This is a genomic window from Sphingobium indicum BiD32 (assembly GCF_000382885.1).
In the GTDB taxonomy this organism is placed as follows: Bacteria; Pseudomonadota; Alphaproteobacteria; order Sphingomonadales; family Sphingomonadaceae; genus Sphingobium; species Sphingobium japonicum_C.
In genome coordinates this window covers 1-11,579 of the sequence record NZ_CAVK010000055.1, presented here as the reverse complement: position 1 = coordinate 11,579, position 11,579 = coordinate 1, and the positions used below count along the sequence as shown (strand labels likewise).

The 11,579-nt window shown below is 63.1% G+C and carries 10 protein-coding genes and 1 pseudogene; all 11 read left to right on the top strand.

Annotated features, from left to right (window positions below):
* The first annotated feature begins 34 nt into the window (after nt 1-34).
* Entirely contained in the window at nt 35-988 is a 954-nt protein-coding gene (locus tag EBBID32_RS05200; protein WP_037488944.1) for a DUF7146 domain-containing protein, read from the top strand.
* 32 nt (nt 989-1,020) lie between these two features.
* Complete coding sequence (locus tag EBBID32_RS05195) at nt 1,021-3,078, top strand: ParB/RepB/Spo0J family partition protein (protein WP_006952060.1); 2,058 nt, start codon at nt 1,021-1,023, stop codon at nt 3,076-3,078.
* 139 nt (nt 3,079-3,217) lie between these two features.
* Nucleotides 3,218-7,528, top strand: coding sequence for a strawberry notch family protein (locus EBBID32_RS05190; protein ID WP_006952057.1), 4,311 nt, complete (start codon nt 3,218-3,220; stop codon nt 7,526-7,528).
* A 131-nt stretch (nt 7,529-7,659) separates the two neighbouring features.
* A complete protein-coding gene (locus EBBID32_RS05185; RefSeq protein WP_006952056.1) occupies nt 7,660-8,055 on the top strand; it encodes a hypothetical protein in 396 nt (131 codons plus the stop codon).
* A 111-nt stretch (nt 8,056-8,166) separates the two neighbouring features.
* Nucleotides 8,167-8,469 (top strand): hypothetical protein, encoded by a 303-nt coding sequence (locus tag EBBID32_RS05180; protein WP_006952048.1) that lies wholly within the window; start codon nt 8,167-8,169, stop codon nt 8,467-8,469.
* A gap of 214 nt (nt 8,470-8,683) precedes the next feature.
* Nucleotides 8,684-9,169 carry a hypothetical protein gene (locus EBBID32_RS05175; protein ID WP_006952047.1) on the top strand — a complete coding sequence of 162 codons (486 nt, stop codon included), beginning with the start codon at nt 8,684-8,686 and terminating at the stop codon, nt 9,167-9,169.
* Nucleotides 9,162-9,665, top strand: a complete 504-nt coding sequence (locus EBBID32_RS05170; RefSeq protein ID WP_006952046.1) for a hypothetical protein — start codon at nt 9,162-9,164, stop codon at nt 9,663-9,665. The genes EBBID32_RS05175 and EBBID32_RS05170 overlap by 8 nt, the downstream gene beginning before the upstream one ends.
* On the top strand, nt 9,665-9,985 hold the full coding sequence (locus tag EBBID32_RS23980) for a hypothetical protein (RefSeq protein WP_006952045.1): 321 nt from the start codon (nt 9,665-9,667) through the stop codon (nt 9,983-9,985). Before EBBID32_RS05170 ends, EBBID32_RS23980 begins: the two co-directional genes overlap by 1 nt.
* Nucleotides 9,957-10,418: a hypothetical protein gene (locus EBBID32_RS05165; RefSeq protein ID WP_006952044.1), complete on the top strand. Its 462-nt coding sequence runs from the start codon at nt 9,957-9,959 to the stop codon at nt 10,416-10,418. The genes EBBID32_RS23980 and EBBID32_RS05165 overlap by 29 nt, the downstream gene beginning before the upstream one ends.
* An 89-nt stretch (nt 10,419-10,507) precedes the next feature.
* Nucleotides 10,508-11,209 carry a hypothetical protein gene (locus EBBID32_RS05160; protein WP_006952041.1) on the top strand — a complete coding sequence of 234 codons (702 nt, stop codon included), beginning with the start codon at nt 10,508-10,510 and terminating at the stop codon, nt 11,207-11,209.
* A 114-nt stretch (nt 11,210-11,323) separates the two neighbouring features.
* A pseudogene (locus EBBID32_RS05155) lies at nt 11,324-11,579 on the top strand (hypothetical protein); the annotation flags it as partial.

The window sequence follows — 11,579 nt, the reverse complement described above, 5'->3', positions numbered from 1 at the left end:
AGAGGGAATCAGGCGGTGTTGATCGGGAGGCCATATGCCCAGAACGTCTACTCTTCGCTCCAAATCCAATCTCGACAATCCTGCGGTCCATTGCGACCTGGAAACACATGCAGCCGATCTCGTCAAACGCCTTGGGGGCACATGGTCGCCGAATGGCGCGATGTGCCGATGCCCGGCCCATCATGACCGCACGCCCAGCCTATCCGTTCGCGTTGGCGAGAAAGCGCTGCTGTTCAAATGCTTTGCCGGTTGTGACACGCTTGACGTCATCCGGGCGATCAGACGGCTCGATCGCAATATTCCATTGAATGGCGCGCCGGCATTTTCGACATCGCAGACATCTCTCAGCCCCGCATGGCTGAGGCAGCGAGCACTGGACCTATGGGATGGTGCGTTCCCTGTCATAGGAACACCGGCCGAGCAGTATCTGCGGCGTCGCTCGATTATCCTGTCACCATCCGCTTTGCGTTTCCACCGACGCACGCCGCTTGGCAGAGGGCGGCGCGCGGTGTTCAGACCCGCCATGCTCGCGGCGCTACATGAGCGGGAACGCCTAGTCGCACTCCAGCGGACATTTCTTGAACCTGACGAGCCGCGTCGCGCCCGCGACCTCGCCAATCCACGGCGCATGCTGGGTCGCCCCGGCCAAGGCGCGGTCATCCTGGCACCAGCAAACGATACGCTCGGGCTCGCGGAAGGAATCGAGACGGCCCTGTCGGCGATCCTCCTGCTCGACATTCCGGTTTGGGCGACGCTCGGCAACGAACGCCTCGCACACATCGCCATTCCGGACACCGTCACCCGCCTGATCCTGCTCCCCGACAATGATCGTGGTGGACGGATCGGTGCTGCCAAGGCGACCGATGCCTATGCGATGCCCGGCAGAACAATCGAGGTGCTGTGGCCGCCGCAAGGCTTCAACGACTGGAATGACGCGCTCCGGGCAGGAGGGAAGGGGGTGGGAGACTGGATGCGGCAAGCGGCCTGAATGGTCTGGCCCGGTCCGCCAGGAGAACCAGCATGTCCCAGCCCATCATACTCGTCTCGGCGGCAAAACTTGCCAAATCGCCGACCAATGTGCGCAAGAGCAGCGATGCCGAAGCCGATGCTCAACTGGAAGCCAGCATTCTCGCGCATGGCGTCCTCCAGAACCTGATTGGCCTGCCGGTCGCGCGCAAGAAGGGGCAATATCGCATCACCGCCGGCGGCCGCCGCCTCGATGCCGTTCACCGCGCCATCGAGAAGGGCGATCTGTCTGCCGATTTCGAACTGCCGGTGATGGTCGTCGCCGATGCCAATAACGCAGTCGAGATCAGCCTGTCCGAGAACTTCTTCAAGCTGGCGATGAACCCCGCCGACGCCTGCCGGGCGTTCCAGGACATCATCGAGACCGAGAACAAGACGCCCGCCGATGTTGCCAAGCGCTTTGGCCTCACCGAACGCTTCGTGCAGGGCCGCCTGCGACTGGCGGGTCTCGCCGAGCCAGTGTTCGAGGCGCTGCGCGACGGGTCGGTCACGCTCGATATCGCCATGGCTTATGCCAGCACGTCCGATACCACGCGCCAGGCGTCGGTGTTCGAGCAGCTCAGCCAGGGCTATTACCGCGCCAATGTCGGCGAAATCCGGCGCCAGCTGGCTTCGAGTGCATACCGCGGCAGCGACCCCAAGGCGCTGCTGGTCGGACGTGACGACTATGTCGCCGCAGGTGGCCGGATCGAAAGTGACCTCTTCAGTGATGACGCCACCGAAATGTGGATCGACGGCGATATCCTTGATCACCTTGCCGACGAAAAGCTTGCCGCTGCCGCCGAGGCGATCCGTCAGCGCGAAGGCTTCGCCGAAATCCGCAGCGTCGCCGCACCGCACATTCCCTACACCGAGACCTATGGCCTTCGGCAGGTGCAGGGTGAACTTCCTCCGCTCACGGACGAGGAAGAAGCCCGGTGTGAGCTGATCCAGGACGAACTTGGAGCGATCGAGGACGCTGCGGCGGACGAAAACGGTGAGGGCTACACCGCTGACGACGAGGCACGGACCCAGGCACTCGAAGCCGAGTATGAGGCGATCCAGTCGCGCAGCCCCATCCTGACCGACGAACAGAAGGCTTCGGCGCTCGCCTATGTCGTCATCGGCCGCGATGGTCAGCCCCGCATCCATGAGCAGCTCTACATCGCGCCGGTCGAAATGCCGGTCGATGAAGATGGAGTCGGCGATGGCGACGATGATGCGGATCACGGCGATGAAGCCGAAGGTGCGGGCAAGCCCGTCGTCAGCCAGCGCCTTGCCGACGAACTGGCGATGATGAAAACCGAACTGCTTGCCGTCCATGTCGCAAGCGATCCGGCATTCGCGCTCGATCTCGGCACCTTCACGATGGTGGATGCGGCACTGCGGCGTTACGGCAGCAGCGATCTGGCGAGCGAACTCAGGGCCAATGCGCCTGCCCAGCGCGTTACCGGGTTCGAGAGTGGCACACTGGCGGCGGAAGAATGGGCCAAGCTCGATGCCGCGCTCGACCGCAGCTGGATCGATCACGGTGATGTCAGTGCGCGCTATGACGCGTTTTGTGCGCTGGGCGACGATGTGCGGGCGGCCTGGCTCGGCTGGGCAATCGCCCGCACGATCGACGCCGTGCCAGCGGGCAAGACCGGCAGCCACTTCCTGGATCATCTGGGCGTCAAGCTCGGGATCGACGTCGCGGCCTGGTGGCGGCCAACGGCGAAGAACTACTTCGACCGGATCACCAAGCCCTCGATCCTGACGCTGTTCGAGATGGTCGGTGGCGGTGAACTGCGGCACCGTTACGGCGCGTCCAAGAAGCACGATCTGGCCGCATCGGCGCAGCGACTCTTCGCGGGCGACATACTGGTCGAAGCCGGAGTGAAGGAACGCGCGCTTTCGTGGCTGCCCGACGCCATGCGCTTCCAGCCTGTGGCCGACGAGGTGGGCGAACCGATCGAGGACAATGGCGTGGACGATGAGATGGGCGAAGCCGCAGACGTGATGTCCAGCGATGCCGACACCGACCCGGGTGCCGATGTCGACAGCGGTATGGACGACCTCGCCGCCGCCGCCTGACCTGCCTGATCTGCTCTCCTGACGGGGCTGCGGTGTCGTGCCGTGGCCCCGTTTCTTCATTCCCCGGCCACGGGGAGGAAGGGGGAGGGCGATTGGCGACGGGGCGGAAGGCCGCCCGACTTCCCAAGGATAGCGCCCCATGAACTTGACCCTGCTCAAACTCGCCAAACTCGATTTCGCCATTGCAGACGGCAAGCCCGACAAACTCCATTGTGTCGCTCGGAATGTCGCCGAGGCGCTTGTTCATGCCGGCGGCGTCACCCGCCAGTATCTCACGCGGCAGATGATGCCGGCATTTGGAGCATCAGACGCGGACGGCGCATGGTCGATGCGCGATGCCTATGACGCGCTGGAAACCGCGCAGGTGCTGCTGTTGGGCCGCGATGATGGACCGATCGGACAGCGGACCGATCCGGGCGAAATCTTCGCCGCGCTGCTCGCCTTCCAGAACAGCTTGCCAACGCAGAGCTACCGCTCCGAGCATCAGGTCGATCTCCAGCAGTTCAGCACGCCGCTCGCACTGGCCTGGCTTGCTGCCCGCGCCGCGCAGATCACCCCGTCAGACCTTGTGCTCGAACCCTCGGCAGGAACCGGGATGCTTGCCGCCCATGCTTTGAGGGCAGGGGCACGGCTGCTGCTCAACGAACGCGATGACCAGCGCGCCGCACTGTTGGGTGTCGCGATGGGTCATGACGTCACCACCCATGATGCCGAGTTCATTCACGACAAACTGCCGCCCGCCCTTGTTCCCAGCGTTGTCCTGATCAACCCGCCGTTCAGCCGCAGCGAGGGTCGCGGCCGTGATCGCCATGCCGGAGCCCGGCATTTGCGCTCCGCCTTGCTGCGTATGGGCCATGGCGGGCGCTGCGTCGCGATCATGCCGCCGAGTTTCGCACCCGATGGCAGCGGCACTACCGGCTATGCGACGGTTGCCGAAATCGTTCCGCCGCGCGCCGAGATCACTATCCTCGGCAATCCTTATGCCAAGCACGGCACCAGCATCGCGGTACGGCTGCTGATCTACGACAAGGGCTGGACCGGAGAACCTGCGCGTCACTGCGTGTCCGATATCGAAGCGGCACTGCTGATCGTGCTGGGTCTGCCTCCCCGGCTCGATCTATCAAGCACTCCGCCGCCCGCACCTGCCATGGCGCAAGTCCGGATGCGGCCAGCTCCGATACGATCACCAGCCTCGCTCTTCGCCAAGCTGTCAGGCCCGCGCATCCAGGCACCCAAACGCGAACCGCGCATCGACGATGTCCCGCGCCTGCTCGACTATACCGTTCGGGAAACCCCGCTGCCTGCTGGCGATCCCGTCGGCATTTATGTCCCCTGGCGGCTCGCGCGAATCGACATTGCAGGTGGAAAACCCCATCCCGATCAGCTGGTCGAATCCGTCGCCATGGCCTCGGTCCTCCCGCCCGCGCCCAGCTACCGGCCGATGTTGCAAGACCGCGCGCTTGCCGCGCTGTCCGATGCCCAGCTCGAAACCCTGATCCATGCCGGGGAGGCCTTCGCGCGCGACCTTCCCGGCAGCTTCCTGCCCAATGATGCTGGCGATCAGCTTATCGAGACCCCGCAGGGCCATATCTACCGCACCGGCTATTTCATCGGCGACGGCACCGGCGTTGGCAAGGGGCGAGAAGTTGCCGCCTCTATTCTCGACCAGTGGAACCAGGGACGCCGCAAGGCGGTCTGGATATCGGCCAGCGCCGGGTTGATCGAGGACGCGCGCCGAGATTGGACCGCGCTTGGCGGGGTGCCCATCGACATCCAGCCGCTCGATGCCTTTCCGTTCGGGACATCCATCGGCATGCCCAGCGGCATCCTCTTCCTCACTTATGCGACGCTGCGCTCTTCGCGCCATGATGAAGCATCGCGGCTCCAGCAGATCCGTGCCTGGCTTGGGGACGATTTTGACGGCATGCTGGTGTTCGACGAAGCCCATGCTCTCGCCAATGCTGCGGGCACCGACACCGAGTTCGGCACTGCCAAAGGCTCCGAGCAAGGACTGGCAGGTGTCCGGCTGCAACATGCGCTGCCTCGCGCCCGGGTTCTCTATGTTTCGGCCACCGGCGCCACCGACCCCGCCAATCTCTGCTATACCGCGCGTCTCGGCCTGTGGGGGCCAGACACGGCGTTTCGCGACCGGGCGGCGTTCATGGCGGCGATGGACAATGGCGGGATCGCGGCGATGGAGATTGTCGCCCGCGATTTGAAGGCGATGGGGCTTTATACTGCACGGGCACTGAGCTTTGCGGGCGTTGAATATGAGGCGCTCGAACACCGGCTGACGGCGGATCAGATCGCCATCTACGACGCTTATGCCGATGCCTGGGCGATCATCCACCGCAATCTCGACGAGGCGATGAAGGCGGCCAACATTCTCGACCGGATGACCGGCGATACGTTGAATGCGCAGGCCAAAGGCTCGGCGCTGTCGAAATTTGAAAGCGCGAAACAGCGGTTCTTTTCCCAGGTGCTGGTCTCGATGAAGATACCGAGTGTGATCCGCTCGATCGAGAAGGAACTGGCTGCGGGCCATGTCGCCGTCGTCCAGCTTGTCACCACGGCGGCGGCGATCCTCGAACGGCGGCTTGCAGCGCTTTCGGCGCAGGAACGGGCGCATTTGATGGTTGAGGTCTCGCCGCTCGACACACTCATCGACTATCTCAAAAATGCCTTTCCGACCCGGCAATTGCGCGCCTTCCGGGCGAGCGATGGAACGATGCGTTCGGAAATGATGGTCGATGAGGCTGGCGCACCGGTTCACTTTCAGGAAGCACTGGCTGCGCGCGACACGCTGGTCGAGCAGCTCTGCGGTATGCCGCCGATCCCCGCCGCGCTCGATGCCCTGATTGCCCATTTCGGCAGCGATCAGGTTGCCGAAGTAACCGGGCGCTCGCGGCGCATTGTGCTCGACCAGCGCGGCAACCAGAAACTGGAACCACGCGGGGTGGGGGCGCGCAAGGCCGACAGCGACGATTTCATGGCCGGGCGCAAGCCGATCCTCGCCTTTTCCGATGCGGGCGGAACCGGGCGATCCTATCATGCCGATCTCGCCTGCGGCAGCGCTGCCAAACGCCGTATCCACTTCCTGCTCGAACCGGGCTGGAAGGCGGCAACCGCGATCCAGGGGCTGGGGCGCACCCACCGGACCAACCAGGCAAGCCCGCCGGTGTTCCGGCCGGTCACCACCGACTGCAAGGGCGAGCGGCGTTTCATCAGCACCATCGCCCGCCGCCTCGACAGTCTGGGCGCACTGACCCGCGGGCAGCGCCAGACTGGCGGCCAGAACCTGTTCGACCCTGCCGATAATCTCGAAAGCGACTATGCCAAGGAAGCGCTGACCCAGTGGTATCACCTGCTCCATGCCGGAAAGCTAGGCAGCACCAGTTTGATGGATTTTCAGGGAATGACCGGGCTCAAACTGGCCGATGATCAGGGCGGCGGTCTGCTCGAAAAGCTGCCGCCGATCCAGCGCTGGCTCAACCGTATCCTGGCGCTACGCATTGCCACCCAGAACGCGATCTTCGAGGAATATATCGGCCTCATTCAGGCCCGGGTCGACGCGGCGCGCGAGGCTGGCACACTCGACATGGGCGTCGAAACGATCCGCGCGACACGCATCGTGCCCCTGTCCGATCAGATACTGCGCACCGATCCGCTCACCGGCGCAGAGACCCGCCTGCTTCGCCTTGAACTCCATATGAAGCCGCACACCACGTCCTGGGCACATCTGATGCATATCTGGGACGGCACCGGCGACATCGCATTCTTGCGCAATGGCCGTTCGGGCCGGGTTGCGCTGCGCGTACCATCATGGTCGATCACCGATGATGAGGGCAGGCCGGTGCCGATGTGCCAGCTGGTCCGTCCTACGGGATATGAACGCCTTTCCGCAGATGTCTTGCGCCATACCCACTGGAAGCCGGTCGAACGCGACAGCTTCCGCCAATTGTGGGACGAAGAGGTTGCGGCAGCATCTGCTGCGCTCGATGTCGAGACGATCAGTCTGGCCACAGGCCTACTCCTGCCCGTGTGGCACAAGCTTCCCGCCGACGATGTTCGGGTCTGGCGTATCGCCGATAGCACCGGCGAGGCTCTGCTCGGCCGTATCGTCATGCCTGCAGCGGTCGAAAAGCTCGAAGCCGAATTCGGGCTTGCCGCCTCGGTCCGGTTGACACCTGCCGAGCTGATCGCCGCGGCGCGCAGCGACGAAGGGGTGCCGCTGCCAGGTCTTGAGGGCGTCCGCCTGGTGTCGGTCTTCGTCAATAACAGCCGCCGTCTCGAATTGCGCTCAGCGCTGCCCCAGGACCGGGAATGGCTGAAGGCGCGCGGATGCTTCACCGAAGTCATCGCCTATGTGACGCGGGTATTCGTGCCGATGGACCGGGCCGAAGTGGTTCTTGCAGCCATATTACCGGCGCCGACAGAGGGGCGGGCATGAGCCTTGCGAGACCGCATGGTTCTGCCGTTTGTTCATCTCCAGCCGGCGCAAGCGGCTTGCCCTTCACCGCGCCATCCGGCATTAGTTGCGAACTATTCGCAATAGTGAGCGAGTCGACCGGAGCGCGGCATATGACATTTCAATCTGGGGCCCTTGAGGGCGGGTCGATTTCCATCCTGTCGATCATTCTGGTTTCTATTCGCCGCTGGCGCGAGGCGCGCGATACGGGGCTCTCCGTCCAGCCCCATCTGTTCGTATCGCTCGCGCAGGAAGGCTGCGGCATGCTGGCACCAGTCATCGACAGCCTGATGCATTTCTACGAGATGGCGCTGCGCCGCCCGGTGTGTGTGGGCTGCGATGGAACCATGTCACAGGACGAGGATCTGCTGCTAGATCTGCTCAACGGTACAAAGCAGAGCCGGGACTGGTTCAGGAGCATTGGCATTATGGGCCATGCGTTCGACACCGCGCTGCTATCGACACGGATCATGATTGGCAAAGCTTTCGCGCTCCCCGCAGAAATCTGACCGCCGCCATTTTCTCTCGTTGCGAGCCGGTCCACCATCCTGACATCGGAAGGGGAGTGGGAAGGTGAGGGGTGCTGCCGGATGGTTCGGCGGCGTCTTTCGGAGAATCCCATGGCGCAAGATGACCCCATCCTCGATCCGCTCTTTGTCGAGAGCTTCAACGCGGACCTTGAACAGCTGGGAAGCCCGGCCCGCATCGCGATCACCAAACTCTCATCGGGGGCAGATGTGTTCGAAATGCTCGATGACGAAGGTCAGTTGGTTACGCTGTTCCCGGCCAGTGCCACGCCTGAAGTGACCGCTGCCGCCTACCGACTCTATGGCCAGGGTCTCAACAGGGGACTGCGCGCGGGCGAGGAACTGGCCTGGTCCAAACTGCGTCACCTGATCGGCGTCGCTGCCGCCGAAGGCTGATCGCCAAGCGCAAACCGTCACCGCGTTTCGGCATCAACGTACACCGCACCAAAATGACGGACAATTCCTGACCCATATCCCGGCTGTCCTCGGCGTGAGCTCGTGCGCAGCCGGGAAGGCTGCCTAAAATTTGTGCAGATGGAGGGGAGGGAGGGGTTCGGGGCTGGAGCGGCGGCGAGGTGCCGCGCTTACCCATTTCACAAGGAGATTGAATATGGCTGATCGTGCAACCGCGTCCATCGTCATCGGCGGGCCTATCCCGCGATCCTGCATTCCGGGCCTCATCGCCGCCATCGAACTGGATGGTGGCCGTGCCGACTGGGAAGGCGAGGCTCTGGACGATACCTGCGTCAGTGATGGCAAGACCCTCGAGGCTTTCGCCTATGAACTGCCTGGCGGAATTTTCCAGGAGACCGAAAGCTTTTGCGAACAGCACGCGCTGCCGTTCGTGCGGTCATCCGGCAGCTGCGCGGGAGCCTTCGGGCCCGAGCGGGTGGTCTTCACGGGTCAGTGCCCCACGGCTCAATTCGATCTGACCGAACAGGATGAGGTAGTTCTGACACGGTGCGGATACCGTGCCCTTGGCTCGGCCGAAGCGGTGGATCGCTGGTTCGTTTCCGCCGAGTTCACACCGCCGCCGTTCGCGATTGCCGAGGACGAAGCGTCCTCGGTCCGGACATGCGAGCTGTGTCATGGCTGACTCCTATGTCCAGGGCAGCTTCGCCTTCACCTGCAGCCATGCGGAAATGGCGCTTCTCGAGGAAGCCTTCCAGGCGAGCTATGACCTACAGGATGAAAGAACCCCGACCGACTTCACGCCGGAATTTTTGGCGGTGTTTCCGCCGACCTCGCCGGACGATCCATGCAGCGGCTTTCTCGCCATCTTCCCGGATTGCGATTTCCCGAATTTCGGGGTCGATTTTGAGGGCGGCAACACGCTCGACCAGCCGATGGTCAGTACCGTAATCTTCTCCAGCACGACCGATTTTCAGCCTGATGCGCTTGCCGGGCTGATCCAACGTTGCTGTCAGGCGACGTTACGCGAGGCGCCGATCGGGTTTGAATGGGCGTGCAGTTGTTCACGTGCCAGGATCGGAGAATTTTCTGGCGGATGGTGCGCCATTTTCGCCGATCGCATCGAGATTGAGACTACCGGCGAAGCCCTCTCCCGCGCGCTTGATGGCGGGATCATCTGATGAGCATTGATCTCCCCATGAACGATCCATGGGCCGATCATCCCGATCACCCTGTCGCCGACTGGCAAGCCGAAGTCGCCAATAGCGACACAAGGCTCGGTTACTGGGCCTGGGTCGTCGCGCGGGACGAAGAGGCGCAGACACAGGCTTCACTTCTGCCCCACGGAACGGTGTTGCACCGGGTCGCTCAACCGCCGCCGCCGATCCCAACTCGCGCCGGTGAATTTTTCTACCCGTCACCACCATCAGGCCCGGCCGATGCCGGGCCTTTTTCACGTCTGGAGATGTCTTATGACCACTACCGCACAATCGATTTATGATGAGGCGCCGCTGGGCGCACATATCCGCTTTACGGATTGGACACCGCGCCCACCGGAACGCTTCAAACGCAAGCTGAGCGCGTGGAAAGACCGCAACAGCTCAGGGCAGCTTACCCAGCGATCTCCTGCAGGCACGGGGAGTTTTCCCTGTCCGGCGACCTTCACCCTGCACGAAGGGGACTATGGCAATGATGGCATCGTCGTTCTCTCAGTATCCAGGGTCTTCGCCGTCACAGACCAGCGCGGCTTCGAGGTGACCAGCGTCCCGCCACCGGGAGCCGCTCTGGTCGTGCAGGCATGGGACGATCACCGCGAGCTGCTCCATGTCGCTGTGGACCATACGACCGCAGAAGCCTGGCTCGAACAGCATGGCTATCACCGCGCGCATGTCGAGATCGTCGGCGAAGCGGAGATCGCCACCAAAGCTGCCTGATTGGCTTCCGCCTGCAACCCAGAGGCGAAAGTCCCGCAGGGCCTTGATCCTGCGCGCCTCGCCTGAACTTCACGAAAAAGGAAAACACCATGACACAGGCTTTGCCGGTGGCGGCATCCGCGCGCCTTTATAGCCAGACCGAACACGACGAGCGCGGCAATTTCCACTATGAAGGCGATCTCTTCCAACAGGGCGAGGCCTTGCCCGCACTATGTGGCCGGATCGAGCACCATCTTGGCGCACATGTCGTCGGTGCGGCATTCTCGGTTCGGGGCGAAAGCTTCGCCGGTGGCCGCAAGGTCATTATCGAGCTGCTCGATGCACCCGCAGATCTCACGGACGAAACCGCCCGGCGTGCGTTCGAGGTCATGCTGGGCGACCAGATCGAGCGGTTTGGTTTTACCCGCTCGAATTTCTATCAGGATTTCATGAACTGCTCTTTTTACAACGAGGTGCGTATCGGCCGCGCCTATTGGGCTGCACTTGCGGTGCGGCGCGGACCCGCGAACCCGGTCGATCCGCTGATTTCTCTGGCGGCCTTCAAAAAACGTCTCAAACCTGGCGACAGTTTGAAGCTCATCGCTGCGCCCGAGGGGCACCGCGCACTTGGGACCACCCGCAAGGTTATGGCGGTGCGTTCGGCGGACCTGATCTTTGAGGGCAAGATCTATCTCGACTTCCCCCGTGCATCGGGCTTTGCCTGCGACGGGCGTCTGGTGCGGATCGCCAACGGACATGAGCGCGACCCAGATGCCCATCTTCTTTATGAATGGCTAGCTGCCGTCGCTTGAGTGGTTTTGTGCCGTCCGACCTGCCGACGGTGGAGGGAAGGGGGTGAATAAGGATGAGCACGGATGCGGTGATGCACCGGCTCTTGCCTTCTTCCAACCTTCAGGAGCAGCTTCATGGCCAGCCTTGCCCGAGTCATCGACCAACCCGTCCTCGCCCATCCCTCCCACGCCCATCCATCTCATGATCGCCCCGTCAGCGGCGGTTACCGGGTCGATATCTCCCGTGGCCGCAATGTCAGCCGGGTCTCGTCAGAATGGTTCTCCCGGCCCGATGACGAACGCTTCCTGTCGCTTTCCGAACTTCACGACAGCGTCCGCAGGCGTGCCGACCGCGCCACCACCCGCATCGTCGAAAGCAAGGCGGTGCGGG

Excerpts from the sequence above, each read along its gene's own strand:
- EBBID32_RS05180 (WP_006952048.1), top strand. The coding sequence starts at position 8,167 with ATGGCGCAAGATGACCCCATCCTCGATCCGCTCTTTGTCGAGAGCTTC.
- EBBID32_RS23980 (WP_006952045.1), top strand. The coding sequence starts at position 9,665 with ATGAGCATTGATCTCCCCATGAACGATCCATGGGCCGATCATCCCGAT.
- EBBID32_RS05170 (WP_006952046.1), top strand. The coding sequence starts at position 9,162 with ATGGCTGACTCCTATGTCCAGGGCAGCTTCGCCTTCACCTGCAGCCAT.
- EBBID32_RS05165 (WP_006952044.1), top strand. The coding sequence starts at position 9,957 with ATGACCACTACCGCACAATCGATTTATGATGAGGCGCCGCTGGGCGCA.
- EBBID32_RS05160 (WP_006952041.1), top strand. The coding sequence starts at position 10,508 with ATGACACAGGCTTTGCCGGTGGCGGCATCCGCGCGCCTTTATAGCCAG.
- EBBID32_RS05190 (WP_006952057.1), top strand. The coding sequence starts at position 3,218 with ATGAACTTGACCCTGCTCAAACTCGCCAAACTCGATTTCGCCATTGCA.
- EBBID32_RS05200 (WP_037488944.1), top strand. The coding sequence starts at position 35 with ATGCCCAGAACGTCTACTCTTCGCTCCAAATCCAATCTCGACAATCCT.
- EBBID32_RS05185 (WP_006952056.1), top strand. The coding sequence starts at position 7,660 with ATGACATTTCAATCTGGGGCCCTTGAGGGCGGGTCGATTTCCATCCTG.
- EBBID32_RS05175 (WP_006952047.1), top strand. The coding sequence starts at position 8,684 with ATGGCTGATCGTGCAACCGCGTCCATCGTCATCGGCGGGCCTATCCCG.
- EBBID32_RS05195 (WP_006952060.1), top strand. The coding sequence starts at position 1,021 with ATGTCCCAGCCCATCATACTCGTCTCGGCGGCAAAACTTGCCAAATCG.